Source organism: Erwinia artemisiae, from assembly GCF_051400835.1.
GTDB lineage: Bacteria > Pseudomonadota > Gammaproteobacteria > Enterobacterales > Enterobacteriaceae > Erwinia > Erwinia aeris.
Genome location: NZ_JBLFFM010000007.1, coordinates 197,443 through 217,914 on the forward strand (window position 1 = coordinate 197,443; position 20,472 = coordinate 217,914).

Annotated in this window: 19 protein-coding genes; 15 read left to right on the plus strand and 4 right to left on the minus strand. The window is 56.5% G+C overall.

Annotated features, from left to right (window positions below; translation table 11 throughout):
* Positions 1 to 23: 23 nt before the first annotated feature.
* The 3 genes from ACMGEE_RS16430 (at position 24) to speG (ending at position 3,168) form a co-directional block, all read left to right on the plus strand.
* Positions 24 to 908, plus strand: coding sequence for a dihydrodipicolinate synthase family protein (locus tag ACMGEE_RS16430; protein WP_436830354.1), 885 nt, complete (start codon positions 24 to 26; stop codon positions 906 to 908).
* Between the two features lie 705 nt (positions 909 to 1,613).
* Positions 1,614 to 2,480 carry a nucleoside-specific channel-forming protein Tsx gene (locus ACMGEE_RS16435; RefSeq protein WP_253459086.1) on the plus strand — a complete coding sequence of 289 codons (867 nt, stop codon included), beginning with the start codon at positions 1,614 to 1,616 and terminating at the stop codon, positions 2,478 to 2,480.
* Between the two features lie 121 nt (positions 2,481 to 2,601).
* A complete protein-coding gene (speG, locus tag ACMGEE_RS16440) occupies positions 2,602 to 3,168 on the plus strand; it encodes a spermidine N1-acetyltransferase (protein ID WP_253459083.1) in 567 nt (188 codons plus the stop codon).
* A gap of 46 nt (positions 3,169 to 3,214) precedes the next feature.
* On the opposite strand, the gene ACMGEE_RS16445 is transcribed toward speG, so the two are convergent.
* From ACMGEE_RS16445 to ACMGEE_RS16460, 4 genes are all read right to left on the minus strand, one after another.
* Positions 3,215 to 3,634, minus strand: a complete 420-nt coding sequence (locus tag ACMGEE_RS16445; protein WP_125289397.1) for a hypothetical protein — start codon at positions 3,632 to 3,634, stop codon at positions 3,215 to 3,217.
* A 93-nt stretch (positions 3,635 to 3,727) separates the two neighbouring features.
* Positions 3,728 to 4,654 carry a homocysteine S-methyltransferase gene (gene mmuM / locus ACMGEE_RS16450; protein WP_253459080.1) on the minus strand — a complete coding sequence of 309 codons (927 nt, stop codon included), beginning with the start codon at positions 4,652 to 4,654 and terminating at the stop codon, positions 3,728 to 3,730.
* Positions 4,641 to 6,059: an S-methylmethionine permease gene (mmuP, locus tag ACMGEE_RS16455; RefSeq protein ID WP_253459077.1), complete on the minus strand. Its 1,419-nt coding sequence runs from the start codon at positions 6,057 to 6,059 to the stop codon at positions 4,641 to 4,643. The genes mmuM and mmuP overlap by 14 nt, the downstream gene beginning before the upstream one ends.
* Positions 6,060 to 6,172: 113 nt before the next feature.
* The gene (locus tag ACMGEE_RS16460; RefSeq protein WP_125289393.1) at positions 6,173 to 6,508 is read right to left on the minus strand and encodes a DUF2002 family protein; all 336 of its coding nucleotides are present in this window, start codon (positions 6,506 to 6,508) and stop codon (positions 6,173 to 6,175) included.
* Positions 6,509 to 6,670: 162 nt separating this feature from the next.
* Here ACMGEE_RS16460 and ACMGEE_RS16465 point away from each other — a divergent pair, with 162 nt between their 5' ends.
* The 12 genes from ACMGEE_RS16465 (at position 6,671) to emrB (ending at position 20,412) form a co-directional block, all read left to right on the plus strand.
* Positions 6,671 to 6,997 (plus strand): DUF883 family protein, encoded by a 327-nt coding sequence (locus ACMGEE_RS16465; protein WP_125289392.1) that lies wholly within the window; start codon positions 6,671 to 6,673, stop codon positions 6,995 to 6,997.
* A 575-nt stretch (positions 6,998 to 7,572) separates the two neighbouring features.
* Positions 7,573 to 7,812, plus strand: a complete 240-nt coding sequence (gene nrdH / locus ACMGEE_RS16470; RefSeq protein WP_125289391.1) for a glutaredoxin-like protein NrdH — start codon at positions 7,573 to 7,575, stop codon at positions 7,810 to 7,812.
* 4 nt (positions 7,813 to 7,816) lie between these two features.
* A complete protein-coding gene (gene nrdI / locus ACMGEE_RS16475; protein ID WP_125289390.1) occupies positions 7,817 to 8,218 on the plus strand; it encodes a class Ib ribonucleoside-diphosphate reductase assembly flavoprotein NrdI in 402 nt (133 codons plus the stop codon).
* Positions 8,191 to 10,335: a class 1b ribonucleoside-diphosphate reductase subunit alpha gene (gene nrdE / locus ACMGEE_RS16480; protein WP_394150003.1), complete on the plus strand. Its 2,145-nt coding sequence runs from the start codon at positions 8,191 to 8,193 to the stop codon at positions 10,333 to 10,335. The genes nrdI and nrdE overlap by 28 nt, the downstream gene beginning before the upstream one ends.
* Before the next feature lie 39 nt (positions 10,336 to 10,374).
* Positions 10,375 to 11,334: a class 1b ribonucleoside-diphosphate reductase subunit beta gene (gene nrdF, locus ACMGEE_RS16485; protein WP_301252702.1), complete on the plus strand. Its 960-nt coding sequence runs from the start codon at positions 10,375 to 10,377 to the stop codon at positions 11,332 to 11,334.
* A 379-nt stretch (positions 11,335 to 11,713) separates the two neighbouring features.
* On the plus strand, positions 11,714 to 12,910 hold the full coding sequence (gene proV, locus ACMGEE_RS16490; RefSeq protein ID WP_253459069.1) for a glycine betaine/L-proline ABC transporter ATP-binding protein ProV: 1,197 nt from the start codon (positions 11,714 to 11,716) through the stop codon (positions 12,908 to 12,910).
* Positions 12,907 to 14,001 (plus strand): glycine betaine/L-proline ABC transporter permease ProW, encoded by a 1,095-nt coding sequence (gene proW / locus ACMGEE_RS16495; RefSeq protein WP_436830355.1) that lies wholly within the window; start codon positions 12,907 to 12,909, stop codon positions 13,999 to 14,001. The genes proV and proW overlap by 4 nt, the downstream gene beginning before the upstream one ends.
* A gap of 63 nt (positions 14,002 to 14,064) precedes the next feature.
* On the plus strand, positions 14,065 to 15,057 hold the full coding sequence (proX, locus tag ACMGEE_RS16500) for a glycine betaine/L-proline ABC transporter substrate-binding protein ProX (RefSeq protein ID WP_253459063.1): 993 nt from the start codon (positions 14,065 to 14,067) through the stop codon (positions 15,055 to 15,057).
* Between the two features lie 303 nt (positions 15,058 to 15,360).
* Positions 15,361 to 16,545, plus strand: coding sequence for an MFS transporter (locus tag ACMGEE_RS16505; protein ID WP_253459059.1), 1,185 nt, complete (start codon positions 15,361 to 15,363; stop codon positions 16,543 to 16,545).
* 476 nt (positions 16,546 to 17,021) lie between these two features.
* Positions 17,022 to 17,552, plus strand: coding sequence for a transcriptional repressor MprA (gene mprA / locus ACMGEE_RS16510; RefSeq protein WP_253459056.1), 531 nt, complete (start codon positions 17,022 to 17,024; stop codon positions 17,550 to 17,552).
* A 149-nt stretch (positions 17,553 to 17,701) separates the two neighbouring features.
* Positions 17,702 to 18,862, plus strand: a complete 1,161-nt coding sequence (emrA, locus tag ACMGEE_RS16515; RefSeq protein WP_253459053.1) for a multidrug efflux MFS transporter periplasmic adaptor subunit EmrA — start codon at positions 17,702 to 17,704, stop codon at positions 18,860 to 18,862.
* Between the two features lie 17 nt (positions 18,863 to 18,879).
* Positions 18,880 to 20,412, plus strand: coding sequence for a multidrug efflux MFS transporter permease subunit EmrB (gene emrB, locus ACMGEE_RS16520; protein WP_436830356.1), 1,533 nt, complete (start codon positions 18,880 to 18,882; stop codon positions 20,410 to 20,412).
* The last annotated feature ends 60 nt before the right edge of the window (positions 20,413 to 20,472 follow it).

Below are 20,472 nucleotides of genomic sequence, written 5' to 3' on the forward strand. Positions count from 1 at the left end.
GTCACGCTATTAAGGAAACCTCTATGTTTACCGGTCTCAGCGCGTTCCCTTTAACGCCAATGAATGAAACAGAAATTGATGAGCGCGCTTTTCGCGGTTTGATCCAGCGACTGGCGGCAGCCGGAGTGACGTCGCTTGGCGTATTGGGTTCGACGGGCAACTACGCTTATCTGACGCGTGAGGAGAGAAAGCGCGTGGTTTCGCTGGCCGTCGAGGAAGCGGGAAAGGTGCCGGTGATGGTGGGCATTGGCGCGCTGCGGACGCGCCAGGTGCTGGAACTGGCCGAAGATGCGCAGCAGGCCGGAGCCAAAGCGCTGCTGCTGGCACCGGTTTCCTACCAAAAGCTGCGGGAGGAAGAGGTGTTTCAGCTGTATCAAAGCGTCAACGACGCTATTTCCGTGCCGCTGTGCCTGTATGACAATCCCGGCACCACGCAATTTACCTTCAGCGACGAGCTGTATGGTCGACTCGCCGGGCTTTCCAGGCTCGCTGCTATTAAAATTCCCGGCGTGCCGGACGATGCCGCCCAGGCAAAAGCGCGGATAGACCGTCTGCGCCAGCTATTGCCGGACAAAATAGCCATTGGCGTCAGCGGCGACGCGCTGGCCGCGCGAGGCCTGAATGCGGGCGGCGAGCTGTGGTTTTCCGTGCTGGGCGGCCTGTTTCCGCAGGTTTGCCTGCGAATTATCCGGCTGAGCGCCGCGGGTCAGCAGCTGGAGGCGCAAAGCCTTTCCGATCGGCTGGCCCCGCTCTGGGCGCTGTTTGCAAAATATGGCAGTTTGCGGGTTGTCGCCGCGCTGGCCGCCAGGCTGGGCCTGACGGAAGCGGTTAATCTGCCGCAGCCGCTGGCGTCAATTGACCGTGAGGATGCCGGGCGGCTGGAGGCTGTTCTGCCCCTGCTGGAGTGAAAGGCTCCAGCAGCTATCTGCCCGCTGGAGTAAAAGGCCACAGCAGTAGCAATCATCTGCTGCTGCTGGATTGAAAGGCCAAAGCGGCGGTAATCATCTGCCGCTGTTGGATTGAAAGGCCAAAGCAGCGGTAATTATCCGCCGCTGGCGGACTGCCAAACCAGAGCAGTGGTAATTATCCGCCGCTGCCGGACTGCCAAACCAAAGCGGCGGTAATTATCCGCCGCCGGACTGCCAGCCAGGATGGCGTGAAACAGGGGCGGCCGTCACCTGCCGCCTTGCAACTTTGCGCTTGTTAAATGACTAAAAAATACGCAAAAACCCGCCATTTATATAAGATTATCTTATAACACAACCTCATAACATTTACCCCGCACGGCTTTCTTTTCCTTTGCATTCCCCCTTACTTCAACAAGCAAACGTTTACCTGGCGACAAACAGGCTTTTTCGGCGCAGACAAGCAACGGGCTGCTTAAGTTCCGTCCTTTGCGTGATCTGCATCACACTTTAATTAAAGTGAAATGAAACAGAGTTTGACAACTGTGAGCGATATCTATTTCCTTAAGCGCGGATGACGGCACACTTTTCCGGCATTTATACGGGCGCTTTCGGCACTGAAACCGCCTTCCTGTTCCGTTCCGGATAACGACAGATAAGACCATCGCGCGGGCTGCAGAAAATGGTCGATAAGCATGTGGTAATATAATGAAATATAAATCTCTGATGGCTGGCGCAGTGATGGCGCTTTCATACAGCACCGCTTCTTTTGCTGCCCCCGAGCAGCCGCAGTACGTTTCCGACTGGTGGCACCAGAGCGTTAACGTGGTAGGCAGCTATCACACCCGGTTCGGGCCGCAGTTTAACAACGACGTTTATCTGGAATATGAAGCCTTCGCCAAAAAAGACTGGTTTGATTTTTACGGCTACCTGGATCTGACCAACTTCTTCGGTGCCGGTAACTCCAACGCCAACGGCATTTTCGACCACGGCTCGCCGATGTTTATGGAGATCGAACCGCGCTTCTCCATCGACAAACTGACCAATACCGATCTGAGCATCGGGCCGGTGAAAGAGTGGTATTTCGCCAACAACTATATCTACGATATGGGCCGTAACAGCGACAACCGTCAGAACACCTGGTACATGGGCCTGGGCACCGATATCGATACCCACACGCCGGTCAACCTGTCGCTGAACGTGTACGCTAAATACCAGTGGGAGAACTACGGTGCCGCTAACGAAAACAGCTGGGACGGCTATCGCTTTAAGGTGAAATACTTTGTGCCGCTGACTTCGCTGTGGGGCGGTAACCTGAGCTATATCGGCTTTACCAACTTTGACTGGGGTTCCGATCTGCGCGACAAGAGCGATGCTTCACGCACCAGCAACTCCATCGCTTCCAGCCACGTGCTGTCGCTGGTTTACGATCACTGGCACTACTCTGTGGTGGCGCGTTACTTCCACAATGGCGGCCAGTGGGCAGATGGCCAGGAGCTGAACTTCGGCACGGGTAATTTTGAAGTGAAATCCACCGGCTGGGGCTACTATCTGGTGGCTGGCTACAACTTCTGATCCGCAACGCTTCCTCAACCGCCAGCCCTTTGCGCGCTGGCGGTGCTGTTTTCCCGCTTTTTCCCGCCTGCTGCACGCCCTATACTGCTTGCCCTGGTGCCTCAGTAACAAAGGATGATGTATGCCTGCTTTATCGGCCGAGCAATCGGTAAAATTACGTCCGCTGGAACGCGAAGATCTGCATTTTGTCCACCAGCTGGATAATAACGCCAGCGTGATGCGCTACTGGTTTGAAGAGCCTTATGAGGCGTTTGTCGAGCTGTCCGATCTCTATGACAAGCACATTCACGATCAGAGCGAACGGCGTTTCGTGGTGGAGTATGCGGAAGATAAAGTGGGCCTGGTGGAGCTGGTCGAAATCAACCATATTCACCGTCGCGCGGAGTTTCAGATTATTATCGCGCCCGGCCATCAGGGCAAAGGCCTTGCCAGCAAGGCAGCGCTGCTGGCCATGGAGTACGGTTTCTCCGTTCTCAATCTCTACAAGCTTTATTTAATCGTCGATAAAGAGAATAAAAAGGCTATCCACATCTACACCAAGCTGGGATTTGAAATTGAAGGCGAGCTGATCCACGAGTTTTTTATCAACGGCGAGTATCGCAATACCATCCGCATGTGCATCTTCCAGCATCAGTATCTGGCTAAGCACCGCCCGCCGCATACGATGGTTAAGCCCACCGCGCAGTAGCTCCGGCTATCCGGCCCGCCAGCAGCGCGGGCCACCACGTTTTCCGTCAGCCGCGCGCACCGACAGGATTCATAATGATCCGGGCTGGCGGTTCTTCGATGTGGTACATGCCGCCGTTAAATGGATCGACCAGCAGCCAGCCGGGGAAGCCGCCAAGCGGGATATTACCCAGCAGATACCAGAGGTTGGCCTTCTCGTTTAGCGGAATGGTTTGCGGCACGAAGCCCGGCTGCTCCAGCATCAGCAGAAATTTCTTTTTGCCGAAGTAGCTGCCGTCCGATTTTGCCAGCGTCACGGTCTTTGGCGTGTAGCCTTCCGCCACCGCCCGGCCGGTTTCATCCTGCACCACAAATTTTGCCCCTTGTGGCCAGCTCTGAATGCTCACATCCTGGGTTTTGTCGCCCACGATAGTGGCGCATCCGCCAAGCAGCCACGCTGCAAACAGCACCGGTAAAATACGTTTCATAAGCTTTCCTGCCAGGTTAAATAGTGAGAATAGTTGGGCGCAGCGAATAACGCCCGGCGGCTGCGGGCGTTATGGTGCAAAGCTCTGAAGGTATTATCGGCAGCGTTGGGCGATAGCTTTAATATCGGCGGGCGTGGTGCGGCAGCAGCCGCCAATCAGCCTGGCGCCGGCGGCCTGCCATTCGGCAAGGTTATCCGCCAGCGTGCAGGTCGAGGCGTCGCTGTGCCAGCTTTTACTGACGGCATCGTACTGCTCGCCGGAATTGGGATAGACCACCAGCGGCTTCGCGCTCAGCGCGGAGAAAACTTTCAGCGCGGCCGTCACCTTATCCAGCGCGATACAGTTGATCCCCAGCGCCACCGCCTGCGGCTGCGCATCCAAAAAGGCGATGACTTCAGCTAACGGCGTGCCGTCGCTGAGATGTTCGCTGTCGCGCAGCGTAAATGAAAACCAGGCCGGCGTGGCGGGAAACTCTGCCAGTAGCGCGATCAGCGCCTTGATCTCCGCGAAGGAAGGCAGCGTTTCGCAGGCCAGAATATCCGCCCCCGCCGCCACCAGCGCCCGCACGCGCGGCCGGTGGAAAGCCATCATCTCCGCCTGCGGCAGCGCATAGTCGCCGCGATACTCGGAACCGTCGGCCAGAAACGCGCCGTAAGGCCCTACGGAGCCGGCAACCAGCAGCGGCCCGGCCTGCGGCGCGGCGGCCAGATAGTCCTCGCGGGCCTTCACGGCCAGCGCCACGCTTCGGGCAATCAGCGCCAGCGCAGCCGTTTCATCCAGCCCGCGCTGCGCAAAACCCTGCGGCGTCGCCTGATAGCTGGCGGTGATCGCCACCTGCGCGCCCGCTTTAAAGTAGTCGTAATGCACCTGATAAATCAGTTCAGGATTTTCAATCAGCACTTTCGCAGACCAGAGCGCGTCGCTCAGGTCGCAGCCGCGCGCTTCCAGCTCGGTAGCCATCGCGCCATCCAGCACCAGTCCGGCGGCTACCTGCTGTTTTACGGCATCAATCGACAACATGTGGAGTCTCCTTTGCCTGCTCGCGTTTTTGCAGCAGCTGAGTAAGGTAGTAAGCGCCGTAACAGACGGCGATAAAAGGCAGCCCGCAGTAGAGCGCGATGCGCTGCTCGGGATCGAAAGCCAGCCCGACGCAGGCCAGCAGGCAGAGCACAAAACCTAAAATCGGCGTTAGCGGATACCACGGCGCGCGATATTTCAGTTCGGCAAGCGGTTTACCCGCGCGCAGATGCGCCCGGCGGAAGAAAAAGTGCGCGGCGCAGATGCTCAGCCACACGGCCACCACGGCAAAGCCAGAGATAGCGGAAAGCGCGACGAACACCGTATCCGGCGCGATCACGCTGGAGAACAGCGCCAGCAGGCCGCCCAGCATACTGACGGAAATCGCGGTCAGCGGAATGCCGCGACGGGTCAGGCGGGCAAAGCAGCGCGGCAGCGTGTTCTGATTGGAGAGCGACCAGAGCATCCGGCCAGAGGCGTACAGGCCGGAATTAGCGGCTGACAGAATCGCGGTCAGGATAACGAAGTTAAAGATATCGGCCGCGTAAGGGATACCAATTTTCTCAAACACCAGCACAAACGGGCTTTTCACAATGCCGGCCTGATCCATCGGGATCAGCGCGGCCAGGATCAGCACGGTGCCGATAAAGAAAATAATCAGCCGCGCTACCGTGGTGCGTATCGCCAGCGGCAGCACCTTGTGCGGATTTTCCGTCTCGCCAGCGGCAATGCCAATCAACTCGGTCCCGGAGAACGCGAAGTTTACCGCCACCATCGTCATCAAAATTGGCAGCACGCCGTGCGGCAGCCAGCCGTGCGCGGTCAGGTTGTGGAAGAACGGCGCGCTGCTGCCGTCTTTTAACGGAATAAAGCCGAACATCGCGCCTGCGCCAAGCACGATAAATGCCAGAATGGTGATGACCTTGATCAGCGAAAACCAGAACTCCCCTTCGGCGAAGAAGCGGGAAGAGATAACGTTAAGCAGGAAGATAAGCGCGCAGAACAGCAGGCACCAGAGCCAGACCGGCGACTGGGGGAACCAGTACTGCATACAGAAACCGGCGGCCGTCAGGCTCGATCCCAGCGCCACGGTCCAGGTCAGCCAGTAAAGCCACGCCACGGTATAGCCGGTCGCCGGGCTGAGGTAGCGCGCGGCATAAACGTGAAACGCGCCGGTTTCGGGCATCGCGACGGAAAGCTCGCCCAGGCTGAGCATCACCAGATAGACCACCAGCGCGCCAATCAGATAGGCCAGCAGCGTACCCGCCGCACCGGTAGTGGAAATAATATAGCCGGTATTAAAAAACAGGCCGGTGCCGATCACGCCGCCAAGCGAAAGCATTACCAGATGGCGTGCCTTCATGCTGCGTTTAAATTGTTGCGTATTGTCCTGCTGAGTCTGCTGCATCCTGTTATCCGTATAGACGTCTAAACTTCTACATAGGCCAGGTGTTATACCTGGTCTGTGCCGGTAATGCAACGTCAGGAAACGTAAAGCAGCGCTTTCAGCCCGTCAGGCGATCAGTCGAATACGGATTCGAGATAGCGTTCCAGCGCGGCGCGCGAGCTGAAGCCGTGCGGAATACCGTAGTGATCCCGGCTGTCGCCGACCAGGTACATGGGAAACTGCACGTAGTGCTCACAGGTTTTGATTTCGTTCGCGGGTTCCGCAAAGCTGTGGCTTTTTTCCTTCAGCGTGGGATGGATAACCAGCGCGGTGCGTCCCAGACGCGCTTCGCGATTTACGTACACATAGCTGTCGCCTCGGCGATAGCCGTAAGCTTTTGCGGTGACCGCGTCCATTTCAAATCCCGCTTTTTCCAGTACGCGAGCGACCTCATCAGGGCGTAGATACATGCTTAATCCTCTAATACTTGCCAACTCCGTCACCTTACCTTAGCGCCAGGGCGCAGGGCTTTCGGAATTGTCCAGAAACAGGGTGCGCGGCAGCCCGACGCACGAAATATCTCTCTGATAGTCTATAGTAAATAGTCCGTATCATTTCCAGGAGAGCGCTAAATGTTTAACCGGACGACAAAGAACGAAGATATTGATATCAACCAGGACGTCACTCTGCTGGCTGATACCCTTGATGGCCTGCTGAAATCCTACGGCAGCAAATCGAAAGAAGAAGTTGACGATGCGCGCAGCAAAGCGCAGGCGCTGCTGAAAGAAACCCGCGCTAAGCTTAACGGCGGCGGCAACCGCGTGTCTCAGGTCGCTAAAGACGCAGGCGAGCATGTGGATACCTTTGTGCGGGATAACCCGTGGCACGGCGTCGGCATCGGCGCGGCGATCGGCGTTTTCCTTGGCGCGCTGATTGCGACCAGCACTTCCCGCGATTAATTTTACGCCTGTATGCTCTGATCAGTCCCCGCTTATGCGGGGATTGTTATTTCTGCGGGACGGCGAATTCTGCCGGATAAGAGTGCAGAAGTGGCTGCGGCCGGCAAGTTCTGCTGCCACAGTTACACGACATCTTGTTTATGTGGTTTACCGCCCTGCTTTAGCAGCTATATCCAATACCTGCTGTTTTATGACAGCCTTCCCAATAACCTCTTACTGGATATTTCTCGCCCCGCCTCTGCTGGCCATCAGCATCCGGCCTTCGTCATGAATTTATTGCGCCGTACCGCTTGTTTTTTAGCCACGCCGTTTGCCGAATCCCCTTTCAGTTCTGCCATGCAAAAAGCCTGAAATTTTTTTGCCGCGCTAAATCCAGGTGCGGCAAGGCTTTGCCCCGCTTAGCGCTGATAAGCGCACAAGCTATAAGGTTGCAATCGATAAACACCACATCTAGTATTTAATACAGCAACCAACACACAATATATGGTTATGCGGCGTTTCTGCCCGGAAGCTTGCTCAACAGTCTGTCAGCCTTATCCGTGCCGGATATCCGCCTACAAAGGGAAATACGAATCATGCGCATTATTATTTACACTAAAGATAACTGTGTCCAGTGCGGCGCGACGAAAAGCGCGATGGATAAGCAGGGCATTGCGTATCAGCTGATCAACCTCGATCGGGATCCCACCGAGCTGGAGACGCTGAAAGCGCTGGGCTATCGCCAGGTTCCCGTGGTGATGGCGGAAGGCGAACACTGGAGCGGCTTCCGCCCCGATAAGATCGCCGCGCTGGGCCGTGCCGTCGCGCAGGGCTGACGCCATGCTGGTCTATTTTTCCAGCCAGTCGGAAAACACGCACCGCTTTGTGCTGCGTACCGGCCTGCCCTGTCGCCGTATCCCGATCGGCGGCCAGCCGCTGCGCGTGGCTGAGCCCTATATCCTGGTGGTGCCCAGCTACGGCGGCGGCACCGCCAAAGGTGCCGTGCCGAAGCAGGTCATTCAGTTTCTTAACGATGTCGATAACCGCCAGGGCATTCGCGGCGTAATCGCCGCCGGCAACCGCAATTTTGGCGAAGCTTACTGCCTGGCGGGCAGCATTATTGCGCAGAAATGCCGCGTCCCGTGCCTCTACCGTTTCGAGCTGCTGGGCACTGAAGAAGACATCGCCAACGTATCCAGGGGAGTAACCCAATTTTGGCAACAACAGAAAGCACACCCATAGCGCCAACCACGGCCGACTACCATTCCCTGAACGCGATGCTCAACCTTTACGATGCAGACGGCCATATTCAGTTTGAGAAAGATCGTGAGGCGACGCGCCGCTATTTCTTACAGCACGTGCTGCCAAATACGGTAACGTTCAGCTCTGTTAGTGAGCGCTTACAATACCTGGTAGCGGAAGGCTATTACGAAGCCGAGGTGCTGAACGCTTATTCTTTTGATTTTATCAATGCGCTGTTTGAGCAGGCTTACCAGCATCGCTTCCGCTTCCAGACTTTCCTTGGCGCGTGGAAGTTTTACACCAGCTATACGCTGAAAACCTTCGACGGCAAACGCTATCTTGAAGGCTTTACCGAGCGCGTCTGCATGGTGGCGCTGACGCTGGCCAAAGGTGACCAGGCGCTGGCGACGGCGCTGGTGGAAGAGATGCTGTCCGGCCGTTTTCAGCCTGCCACGCCAACATTTCTGAACTGCGGCAAGCAGCAGCGCGGCGAGCTGGTTTCCTGTTTTCTGCTGCGTATTGAAGACAATATGGAGTCGATCGGCCGTTCGGTGAACTCCGCGCTCCAGCTGTCCAAACGCGGCGGCGGCGTGGCGTTTCTGCTTTCTAACCTGCGCGAGGCCGGTGCACCGATCAAGCGTATTGAAAACCAGTCTTCCGGCGTGATCCCGGTGATGAAGATGCTGGAGGATGCTTTCTCCTACGCCAATCAGCTGGGCGCGCGTCAGGGCGCGGGCGCAGTATATTTGCACGCGCATCATCCCGATATCCTGCGTTTTCTGGATACCAAACGGGAAAATGCCGACGAGAAAATCCGTATCAAAACGCTGTCGCTGGGCGTGGTGATACCGGACGTGACCTTCCAGCTGGCGAAGGCCAATCAGCCGATGGCGCTCTTTTCGCCTTACGACGTCGAGCGTATTTACGGCCTGCCCTTTGCCGATATCAGCATCAGCGAGAAATATGAGGAGATGCTGGCCGACGAGCGTATCCGCCGCACCTTTATTAATCCACGCGAGTTCTTCCAGACGCTGGCGGAAATCCAGTTCGAGTCCGGCTATCCCTATATTATGTTTGAGGATACGGTTAACCGCGCCAACCCGATCAAGGGAAGGATTAATATGAGCAACCTTTGCTCGGAGATCCTGCAGGTAAATACGCCGACCGAATACCATGAGGATTTAAGCTATCGTCATATCGGCAAGGATATCTCCTGCAACCTCGGGTCGCTGAATATTGCGCATACCATGGATTCGCCTGACTTTGCCCGCACGGTGGAGATCGCGGTACGCGGCCTGACGGCCGTTTCCGACCAGAGCCATATCCGCTCCGTGCCTTCCATCGAAAACGGCAACGCGCAGTCGCACGCTATCGGCCTGGGCCAGATGAATCTGCACGGCTATTTAGCGCGTGAGGGCATCCACTACGGTTCACCGGCGGCGCTGGACTTTACCAATCTTTACTTCTATGCCGTCACCTATCACGCGCTGCGCACTTCTAACCTGATTGCCCGGGAACGCGGCGAGCGGTTTGCAGGTTTTGCGGCCTCTCGCTACGCCAGCGGCGAATACTTTGACCAGTATGTTAATCAGCCCTGGCAGCCGCGCACGCCGGAAGCCGCCGCGCTGTTTGCCAAAGCGGGTATTACGCTGCCTTCGCAAGAGGACTGGCGGCAGCTGCGCGATATGGTTACGCACTACGGCATCTATAATCAAAATTTGCAGGCGATCCCGCCGACCGGCTCGATCTCCTATATCAATCACGCCACGTCGAGTATTCACCCTATCGTCTCGCGTATTGAGATCCGTAAGGAAGGGAAAACGGGCCGCGTCTACTATCCCGCGCCGTTTATGACCAACGATAACCAGGCGTTTTACCGTGACGCCTACGATATCGGGCCGGAAGCGATTATCGATACCTATGCCGAAGCGACGCGCCATGTCGATCAGGGGCTGTCATTGACGCTTTTCTTCCGCGATACCGCCACCACGCGCGATATCAATAAGGCGCAGATTTACGCCTGGAAGAAAGGCATCAAAACCCTGTATTACATTCGCCTGCGTCAGATGGCCCTGCTCGGCACTGAAGTCGAAGGCTGTGTTTCCTGCTCGCTCTAACCTGACCATAAGGGAGCGAAGGCATTCGCTAAAAATATGATGAAACTACAACGCGTGCACGCTATTAACTGGAACCAGATCGAGGACGAAAAAGATCTGGAAGTCTGGAACCGTTTGACCTCGAACTTCTGGCTGCCGGAAAAAATTCCGCTTTCTAACGATATTCCGGCCTGGAACGGGTTAACCCCACAGGAGCAGCAGCTCACCATCCGCGTCTATACCGGACTGACGCTGCTGGACACCATTCAGAACACCGTTGGCGCCCCGGCGCTGATGGTGGATGCGCTGACGCCGCATGAAGAAGCGGTGATATCGAATATCAGCTTTATGGAAGCGGTACATGCGCGATCCTACAGTTCTATCTTCTCCACGCTGTGCCACACCAGCGATGTCGATGCGGCCTATGAATGGAGCGAAAATAATATCTTTTTGCAGCGAAAAGCCGACATCGTGCTGGAACACTATCATTACAGCGATCCGTTAAAAAAGAAAATCGCCAGCGTTTTTCTGGAGTCCTTTCTGTTCTATTCCGGATTTTATTTGCCGATGTACTGGTCAAGCCGCGGCAAACTGACCAATACCGCCGATCTGATCCGTCTGATTATCAAAGACGAGGCGGTACACGGCTACTATATCGGCTACAAATACCAGAAGGCGCTGCAAAAAGAGAGCAAGGCCAGACGCAAAGAGCTGCATCAGTTCGCCATGGAACTGATGCTGGCGCTGTATGAAAACGAGCTGGCCTATACGGCGGATCTGTATGAAGGCCCGGACTGGTGCGAAGAGGTGAATAAGTTTTTGCACTATAACGCCAACAAGGCGCTGATGAACTTAGGTTACGAGGCGCTGTTCCCGCCAGAGCTAACCAATGTCGATCCCGCTATTTTGGCCGCGCTTTCTCCCAATGCCGACGAGAACCACGATTTCTTCTCCGGCTCCGGCTCTTCCTATGTGATGGGAAAAGCCGTGGATACCGAAGATGAGGACTGGAATTTTTGAATAAATGCGGGCGGCTTTTTGGCTGGCCGTCCGCTGGCATTATTTTTTATTGATCGGACGTTCAATAAAAATTTACTGAAAGATATTCTCCTTTTTTACGTTACTTTATTCCGTCTACAAGCGAAAAATCCCCGCTAAATTACCTCTTCCAGGACGTCTTTTTATAATAAATATCGCACTATTTTCCCTGTCTGAAATTCCTCGTCATCCCTTACCCTTACTGGCATTACCGGAGATGCACGTCTCAGGATCAATTCCGCCAGGCCGCGCAAAGGGTTGCCTCAGCCTGAGAGTGTGTTAGGGTATAGACCGTTCATATTTTACCAGGACCGATTGAAATATAAGAAAATTAACTATTTGTCAGGAATAAAATAATTACATGGCTATTAAACTTGAAGTTAAAAATCTTTATAAGGTTTTTGGGGAAAATCCCGATCGCGCTTTTAAGTATATCGATAAAGGCATGGGTAAAGAAGCACTGCTGGAAAAAACCGGCCTCTCGCTTGGCGTAAAGAATGCCAGTCTGGCCATTGAAGAAGGCGAGATATTTGTGATCATGGGCCTTTCCGGCTCCGGCAAGTCCACCATGGTTCGCCTTCTCAATCGTCTGATAGAACCCACCCGTGGTCAGGTCATTATTGACGGTGTCGATATAGCGAAAATATCCGACAGCGAATTACGTCAGGTGCGCCGAAATAAAATCAGCATGGTGTTCCAGTCATTTGCGCTGATGCCCCATCTTACCGTCTTAAATAATGCGGCTTTCGGCATGGAATTAGCTGGCGTCCCGCTCCAGCAACGGCAGGAAAAAGCGCTGGAGGCGCTGCGTCAGGTTGGGCTGGATAATTATGCCCACGCCTGGCCGGACGAATTATCCGGCGGAATGCGTCAGCGTGTTGGATTAGCGCGCGCGCTGGCCATCAATCCGGATATATTATTGATGGATGAAGCCTTCTCCGCGCTCGATCCTTTAATCCGTACTGAGATGCAGGATGAGCTGGTAAAACTGCAATCCCGCCACCAGCGCACCATTGTCTTTATTTCTCACGATCTGGATGAGGCCATGCGCATTGGCGACCGTATTGCGATTATGCAAGGCGGTGAAGTGATTCAGGTCGGCACGCCGGATGAAATTCTGAATAATCCCGCCAACGACTACGTGCGCACTTTCTTTCGCGGCGTGGATATCAGCCACGTCTTCAGCGCCAAAGATATCGCCCGCCGCAGCGCCAGCGCGCTGATGCGTAAAGCGCCGGGCTTTGGCCCGCGTTCGGCCATCAAGCTGTTGCAGGATGAAGACCGCGAATATGGCTACGTGCTGGAAAAGCAAAAGTTTGTTGGCGTGGTGTCTACCGATTCGCTGAAGGCTGCGCTGGCCGCAGGCAACGGGCTGGATCAGGCTATTTTGCCCGCGCCTGTCGCCATGCCCGGCGATACGTCGCTTAACGATCTGCTGTCACATGTCGCACAGGCCCCCTGCGCGGTGCCCATCGTTGGCGAAGATAATCACTATATCGGCATCATTTCCAAAGGCATGTTGTTACAGGCATTAGATCGTGAAGGGAGCCAGCCATGAGCACACCAGTAACCGACCCGTGGCAGAGCGCATCCGCCGCCCCTTCTGACGTCACGCCAGCTGGTGGCGCCGCTTCAACCAGCAGCGCAGATGCCTGGGGAACGCCGGGCGGTCACGATGCGGCGGCCAGCAGCAGCGACTGGTTAAGCAGCACGCCAGCCCCGGCGCCGGAGCATTTCAGTCTGCTCGATCCTTTTCACAAAACGCTGATCCCGCTTGATAGCTGGGTAACCAGCGGGATCGACTGGATCGTCAGCCATTTCCGTCCGCTGTTCCAGGGCATCCGCGTGCCGGTTGATTATATCCTCAGCGCTTTTCAGCACTTCCTGCTGGGGATGCCGTCGCCCGTCGCTATCGTGCTGTTTGCGCTGATCGCATGGCAGATATCCAGCTTCGGCATGGGCGTCGCCACGCTGATTTCGCTGGTTATTATTGGCGCTATCGGCGCCTGGTCGCAGGCGATGGTGACGCTGGCACTGGTGCTGACTGCCCTGCTGTTCTGCATGGTGATTGGCCTGCCGCTGGGGATCTGGCTGGCGCGCAGCGATAAGGCCGCCAAATTTATCCGGCCCCTGCTGGATGCCATGCAGACGACGCCCGCGTTCGTCTATCTGGTGCCGATCGTGATGCTGTTTGGCATTGGCAACGTGCCCGGCGTGGTGGTGACCATTATCTTCGCCCTGCCGCCGATTGTGCGCCTGACCATTCTGGGCATTAAACAGGTTCCGGCTGATTTAACCGAAGCCGCCGAATCCTTTGGTGCCAGCCCGCGCCAGATGCTATTTAAGGTGCAGCTGCCGCTGGCGATGCCGACCATTATGGCGGGCGTTAACCAGACGCTGATGCTGGCGCTGTCGATGGTGGTGATCGCCTCGATGATCGCCGTTGGCGGCCTGGGTCAGATGGTGCTGCGCGGCATCGGCCGTCTTGATATGGGGCTGGCCACCGTCGGCGGCGTAGGCATTGTTATCCTCGCCATCATCCTTGACCGCCTGACGCAGTCCGTTGGCCGCGACAGCCGCAGCCGCGGTGCCCGTCGCTGGTATGCCAGCGGCCCGTTAGGCCTGATCACCCGTCCATTTATCCACTAATCCTGCCTGCTGGCGGCTTTACGTCGTCGCCAGCCTCCGCTTTTTGAATAACAAGGATCTTCTATGCGTAAGACAGCACTGTTAGCCGCCGCATTCTCCACGCTGGCCCTTCCGGCTTTTGCCGCCGATTTGCCTGGTAAAGGCATTACCGTTAAACCTATTCAAAGCACCATTTCGGAAGAAACCTTTCAGACGCTGCTGGTCAGCCGCGCGCTGGAAAAGCTGGGCTATACCGTCGATGAGCCAAGCGAGGTGGATTACAACGTCGGCTATACCTCGCTGGCCGCCGGCGACGCCACCTTTACCGCCGTCAACTGGCAGCCGCTGCATGACGATATGTATAAAGCGGCAGGCGGCGACGCGAAGTTCTATCGTCAGGGCACCTATGTGCAGGGCGCGGCGCAGGGCTATCTGATCGATAAGAAAACCGCCGAAAAATATCATATTACCCGAATCGACCAGCTGAAAGATCCTGAGCTGGCGAAGCTTTTCGACAGCAACAACGACGGCAAAGCGGATCTGACCGGCTGTACGCCAGGCTGGGGCTGCGAAGCGGTTATCAACCATCAGATCAAAGCCTACGGCCTGAGCAATACGGTTGAACACAATCAGGGCAACTATTCGGCAATGATTGCCGATACGATTTCCCGCTTTAAAGAAGGCAAGCCGATCCTTTACTACACCTGGACGCCTTACTGGGTCAGCGACAAGCTGGTACCCGGTCGGGATGTCGTCTGGCTACAGGTGCCGTTTTCCGCCATGCCTGGTGAGCAAAAGGCTCTGGATACTAAATTGCCGAACGGCGCTAATTACGGCTTCCCGGTGAACAGTATGCATATCGTGGCGAATAAGGCCTGGGCTGAGAAAAATCCGGCGGCGGCTAAACTGTTTGCCGAAATGAAACTGCCGCTGGCGGATATCAATGCGCAGAACGCGCGTATGCAGCAGGGTCAGTCCAGCGAAGCGGATATCAATGCGCACGTCAACGGCTGGATCAAAGCGCATCAGGCGCAGTTTGACGGCTGGATCCACGACGCGCTCGCCGCCGCTAAATAAAAACCCGCTTGATACAAGGGAAAGCGCACGGCCGGCTAGCCATCATATAGCTATGTGGAAGCACGCGGCCCGTTTGCCACGATATAGCTATGTGAAAGAAGATAATCGGTTTGCCGTGCCCCGCGTCGTTTCCGGCGCGGGACACGTGCCCTCTTCTCTCGTTTCCCTGGCTACAGCGTTGCGGTAAAAGTTCCCTTTCCGCTTTCGGCGGCAATCCGCGCCAATTGTAAATAATTCTATAAATAAAATAGTTTTTCAGGTTACTATCAAGCTATTCTTCTTTTTAAATTTCTGATTATCACCATGAAATCCCCCCAGCACGGTCTTAGCTCTGCCCTTGTTGCCCTGATGTCGATCGCCACCGGTCTTTCCGTTGCCAGCAACTATTATGTGCAGCCGCTACTGGAAACCATCGCGCGCGCTTTTTCCCTTTCCGTTAACGAAGCGGGATTTATCGTCACCACCGCACAGCTTGGCTACGCCGTCGGCTTACTGCTGCTGGTACCGCTGGGCGATATGCTGGAGCGCCGGGCGCTGATTGTGGTGATGAGCCTGCTGGCAGCGGGCGGCATGGTGATCACCGCGCTCTCCACCAATATTGTCTTTATGCTGCTGGGCACGGCGCTGACCGGGCTGTTTTCGGTGGTGGCGCAGATCCTGGTGCCGCTGGCGGCCACGCTGGCCGCGCCGGAGAAACGGGGTAAGGTCGTCGGCACCGTAATGAGCGGACTGCTGCTGGGCATTCTGCTGGCGCGCACCATTGCAGGCGGTCTGGCACAGCTGGGCGGCTGGCGCACCGTTTACTGGGTTGCCAGCGCGCTGATGGTACTGATGGCGCTGGCGTTATGGCGCTATCTGCCGCGTTATAAGCAGTCGGTAGCGCTTAACTATCCGCAGCTGCTGCGCTCAATCTTCACGCTCTATTTTACTACGCCGATCTTAAGAACCCGCGCGGTTATCGGCTGCCTGGCGTTCGCCAACTTCAGTATGCTGTGGACCTCAATGGCTTTCCTGCTGGCTTCGCCGCCTTACGGTTTCTCGGAAGGCGAAATCGGCCTGCTTGGGCTGGTGGGCGCTGCAGGCGCGCTGGCGGCACGTCAGGCGGGTTCGCTGGCGGATAAAGGTAAGGCTCGCCTGACCACCACCGTCGGCCTGCTGATCCTGCTGGCCTCATGGGCGATCACCGCGATGGGCGGTCACTCGCTGACTGCGCTGGTTATTGGCATTATCCTGCTCGATTTGGCCGTACAGGGCGTACATATTACCAATCAGAGCGTGATCTACCGCGCTATGCCGGAGGCGCGCAACCGTCTTACCGCCGGTTATATGACCAGCTATTTCATCGGCGGCGCCGCCGGTTCGCTGCTCTCGGCCGCCGCCTATCAGTACGCTGGCTGGCACGGCGTCTGCGCGGTGGGTGCTTTCATCACCGTGCTTAACCTGTTGAGCTGGTGGCGAGGCTCCCGTTACGAGCTGACAACGGATTAACCCGTTGATAACGTATTGCAACACTTTCAGCGCCGCCGCCCTGTTAAGCGTTTACACAGTCTGGTATGGTTAGCCTGACACTTATTCAGGTTAGTTACTTTTTCGATTGAAACTATTAAATTCTTAACGGTACAGCATCCCTTGTTACGCAGGCGCTATGCGGAATTTTTTTCGGCTATAGCGTAGCAATAATGGGTAACCGGCCCCGCGCTGATTACCCCGGCCTGCTGGCAGGCGATTGGGTTTGACGTTTTTTGGCAGCCCACTCCCGCCGGTTTGCCGTTTTCGCCCGACCTCCGGGTTCGGGCATGACAGGTAGAACCTGTAGCAGCGCCCCGTTCCGGCGCTGCATAACGCCCTGGGTTATGGAGTGACCTGGACATTAGAGATGGCGTTGGCTGGCCATGCCAGCCGACAGACACGACATTATATCGCCGTCGTTACAATACCAGTTGCAACTTATGAGGTTCCCCCAGATGGAAAGTTCGTTTGCCCCCATTGAACAGATGCTGAATTTCCGCGCTAACCGTCAGAAAGATTTCCCTTTACAGGAAATTATGCTGACGCGCCTCTGCATGCATATGCAGAGCAAGCTGCTGGAAAACCGCAACAAAATGCTCAAGGCACAGGGGATTAACGAGACGCTGTTTATGGCGCTGATCACGCTCGACGCGCAGGAAAACCACAGTATTCAGCCTTCAGAACTCAGCTCCGCGCTGGGCTCGTCCCGTACTAACGCCACCCGTATCGCCGATGAGCTGGAAAAGCGCGGCTGGATCGAACGCCGTGAAAGCGATAACGATCGCCGCTGTCTGCATCTGCATTTAACCGAGAAAGGCCATGATTTTCTGCGCCAGCTGCTGCCGCCGCAGCATCAGTGTCTGCAGCTGCTCTGGTCCGCGCTCAGTCCGGCAGAAAAAGGCCAGCTGGAAGGCATAACGCGTAAACTACTGACGCGTCTGGATAAAATGGACGAAGACGAGACGATCGCCGCCCTTTCTCGCTAAGCTTTCCCGCAATAGCATATTGTGCGACACAACCGCCGCCGCTTATCGCTATTTTAGCCGCAACCCAACTGATGCCAGCGCTTTTGCGCTGGCATTTTCGGATCCGGAACCGGCCTCCGGAGCCTGCCAGGATGAACGTGGAGAACCTTATGAGTGCAGAAGCACAGCAGCAACCCAACAATAAAAAGAAGAAGCGCAAAGGCGCGCTAATCGTGCTGGCGTTGATATTCGTTATCGCCGGGCTGGCATGGCTGGCCTGGTGGTTTATCGTGCTGCGCCATTTCCAGGAAACCGATGACGCCTACGTGGCGGGCAATCAGGTGCAGGTCATGGCGCAGGTATCGGGCAGCGTCAACAAGGTCTGGTTTGACGATACCGACCACGTTCATAAAGGCGACGTGCTGGTAACGCTGGATAAAACCGACGCGGAACAGGCTTTCGAGAAGGCGCAGACCGCGCTGGCGACCAGCGTGCGTCAGACCCACCAGCTGATTATCAACGGCAAGCAGTATCAGGCGACGATTGAGCTGCAAAAAACCGCGCTGGCGCAGGCGCAGGCCGATCTGAAACGTCGCGAACCGCTGGGCGCCGCTAACCTGATCGGACGCGAAGATTTACAGCACGCGCGCGATGCCGTCGCTACGGCTCAGGCTCAGCTTGAGGTGGCGATCGAGCAGTATAACGCCAACCAGGCGGCAATCCTGAATACCTCTCTGGAGAATCAGCCGGCGGTGAAACAGAGCGCGGCCGAACTGCGTGACGCGTGGCTGGCTTTGCAGCGTACCGAGATTGTCAGCCCGATTGACGGTTTCATCTCCCGGCGCAGCGTGCAGGTTGGCTCGCAGATCTCAACCACTACGCCGCTGCTGGCCGTGGTGCCGGAGAAAAATCTCTGGGTAGACGCCAACTATAAAGAAACGCAGCTGGCCGATGTGCGTATCGGTCAGCCTGCCACGGTTGTCAGCGATATTTACGGCGACGACGTGGTTTATCACGGCAAAGTCGTAGGGCTGGATATGGGCACCGGCAGCGCGTTCTCGCTGCTGCCCGCGCAGAACGCAACAGGCAACTGGATCAAAGTGGTGCAGCGTTTGCCGGTGCGTATCGAGCTAAACCCTGACGAGGTCGCGCGTCATCCGCTGCGCATCGGTCTGTCGACGCTGGTTAAAATCGACACCAGCAATAAAGACGGCAGCGTACTTGCCACCAGCGTGCGCCAGAAACCCGCTTATGAAAGCGACGCGCTGGCGTTGGATCTGGCTCCGGTCAACCAGCTGATTGCCGATATCATTCACGCAAATGCGGGCTGAGCGCGCGGGAGGCTGTTATGGCACAAAAACCGCTTGAAGGCGCCCAGCTGGTTCTGATGACCATCGCGCTGTCGCTGGCGACGTTTATGCAGGTGCTGGATTCCACTATCGCCAACGTCGCTATTCCGACTATCGCCGGTAATCTGGGCGCCTCTAACTCGCAGGGCACTTGGGTGGTGACCTCGTTCGGCGTCGCCAACGCGATTTCTATTCCCATTACCGGCTGGCTGGCGAAGCGCGTGGGTGAAGTAAAGCTCTTTGTCTGGGCGACCGCCGCTTTCGCCGTCGCCTCCTGGCTATGCGGCATGTCCAATAGCCTGGGCATGTTGATTTTCTTCCGCGTCCTGCAGGGCGTGGTGGCCGGGCCATTGATCCCGCTGTCGCAGAGCCTGCTGCTCAGCAACTATCCGCCCGCGAAGCGCAGCATCGCCCTGTCGCTCTGGGCGATGACGGTGATTGTCGCGCCTATTTGCGGGCCGATCCTGGGCGGCTGGATCAGCGATAACTATCACTGGGGCTGGATCTTCTTTATCAACGTGCCTATCGGCGTGGTAGTGGTGATCCTGACGCTGCAAACGTTGCGCAATCGGGAAACGGCAACGGCAATCCGGCCTATTGATACGGTCGGGCTGGTACTGCTGATCGTCGGGATTGGCTCGCTGCAAATGATGCTCGACCGTGGCAAGGAACTGGACTGGTTCAGCTCGCCGGAGATTATCACGCTAACCATTGTCGCGGTGATAGCGCTGGCGGTGCTGCTGGTCTGGGAGCTGACGGACGACCATCCGATCATCGATCTGTCGCTGTTTAAGTCGCGGAATTTCACCATCGGCTGCCTCTGTATCAGCCTGGCCTATATGCTCTATTTCGGGTCGATAGTGCTGTTGCCGCAGCTGCTGCAGGAGGTCTACGGCTACACGGCCACCTGGGCCGGGCTGGCTTCCGCGCCGGTCGGCATCCTGCCGGTGATCCTGTCGCCTATTATCGGCCGGTTCGCCCATCGGCTGGATATGCGCAAGCTGGTCACCTTCAGCTTCATTATGTATGCGGTTTGCTTTTACTGGCGAGCCTATACGTTTGAACCCGGCATGGATTTCGGCGCATCGGCCTGGCCGCAGTTTATTCAGGGCTTTGCCGTGGCCTGCTTCTTTATGCCGCTGACCACCATCACGCTGTCCGGGCTGCCGCCGGAGCGGCTGGCGGCCGCATCCAGCCTGTCGAACTTTACGCGCACGCTGGCCGGGTCGATCGGCACCTCGATCACTACCACAATGTGGACCGACCGCGAGGCGATGCACCACAGCCAGCTTACGGAGTCAGTGAACGCTTACAACTTCAATTCGCAGGAGATGTACGGCAAGCTGAATCAGCTGGGGATGTCGCACGATCAGGCTTCGGGCTGGATTGCGCAGCAGATCACTAATCAGGGGCTGATTATCTCCGCCAACGAGATTTTCTGGGCTTCCGCTGGCGTCTTTCTGTTTCTGCTGGTGCTGGTCTGGTTTGCCCGGCCGCCGTTTGGCTCCGGCAGCGGCGGCGGCGCGCACTGAGTCGATATAAAAAAAACGGGCCGCAATGGCCCGTTTTTAATGGCTTAACCGTCAGCTTTC

Excerpts from the sequence above, each read along its gene's own strand:
- ACMGEE_RS16430 (WP_436830354.1), top strand. The coding sequence starts at position 24 with ATGTTTACCGGTCTCAGCGCGTTCCCTTTAACGCCAATGAATGAAACA.
- ACMGEE_RS16435 (WP_253459086.1), top strand. The coding sequence starts at position 1,614 with ATGAAATATAAATCTCTGATGGCTGGCGCAGTGATGGCGCTTTCATAC.
- speG (WP_253459083.1), top strand. The coding sequence starts at position 2,602 with ATGCCTGCTTTATCGGCCGAGCAATCGGTAAAATTACGTCCGCTGGAA.
- ACMGEE_RS16445 (WP_125289397.1), bottom strand. The coding sequence starts at position 3,634 with ATGAAACGTATTTTACCGGTGCTGTTTGCAGCGTGGCTGCTTGGCGGA.
- mmuM (WP_253459080.1), bottom strand. The coding sequence starts at position 4,654 with ATGTTGTCGATTGATGCCGTAAAACAGCAGGTAGCCGCCGGACTGGTG.
- mmuP (WP_253459077.1), bottom strand. The coding sequence starts at position 6,059 with ATGCAGCAGACTCAGCAGGACAATACGCAACAATTTAAACGCAGCATG.
- ACMGEE_RS16460 (WP_125289393.1), bottom strand. The coding sequence starts at position 6,508 with ATGTATCTACGCCCTGATGAGGTCGCTCGCGTACTGGAAAAAGCGGGA.
- ACMGEE_RS16465 (WP_125289392.1), top strand. The coding sequence starts at position 6,671 with ATGTTTAACCGGACGACAAAGAACGAAGATATTGATATCAACCAGGAC.
- nrdH (WP_125289391.1), top strand. The coding sequence starts at position 7,573 with ATGCGCATTATTATTTACACTAAAGATAACTGTGTCCAGTGCGGCGCG.
- nrdI (WP_125289390.1), top strand. The coding sequence starts at position 7,817 with ATGCTGGTCTATTTTTCCAGCCAGTCGGAAAACACGCACCGCTTTGTG.
- nrdF (WP_301252702.1), top strand. The coding sequence starts at position 10,375 with ATGAAACTACAACGCGTGCACGCTATTAACTGGAACCAGATCGAGGAC.
- proV (WP_253459069.1), top strand. The coding sequence starts at position 11,714 with ATGGCTATTAAACTTGAAGTTAAAAATCTTTATAAGGTTTTTGGGGAA.
- proW (WP_436830355.1), top strand. The coding sequence starts at position 12,907 with ATGAGCACACCAGTAACCGACCCGTGGCAGAGCGCATCCGCCGCCCCT.
- proX (WP_253459063.1), top strand. The coding sequence starts at position 14,065 with ATGCGTAAGACAGCACTGTTAGCCGCCGCATTCTCCACGCTGGCCCTT.
- ACMGEE_RS16505 (WP_253459059.1), top strand. The coding sequence starts at position 15,361 with ATGAAATCCCCCCAGCACGGTCTTAGCTCTGCCCTTGTTGCCCTGATG.
- mprA (WP_253459056.1), top strand. The coding sequence starts at position 17,022 with ATGGAAAGTTCGTTTGCCCCCATTGAACAGATGCTGAATTTCCGCGCT.
- emrA (WP_253459053.1), top strand. The coding sequence starts at position 17,702 with ATGAGTGCAGAAGCACAGCAGCAACCCAACAATAAAAAGAAGAAGCGC.
- emrB (WP_436830356.1), top strand. The coding sequence starts at position 18,880 with ATGGCACAAAAACCGCTTGAAGGCGCCCAGCTGGTTCTGATGACCATC.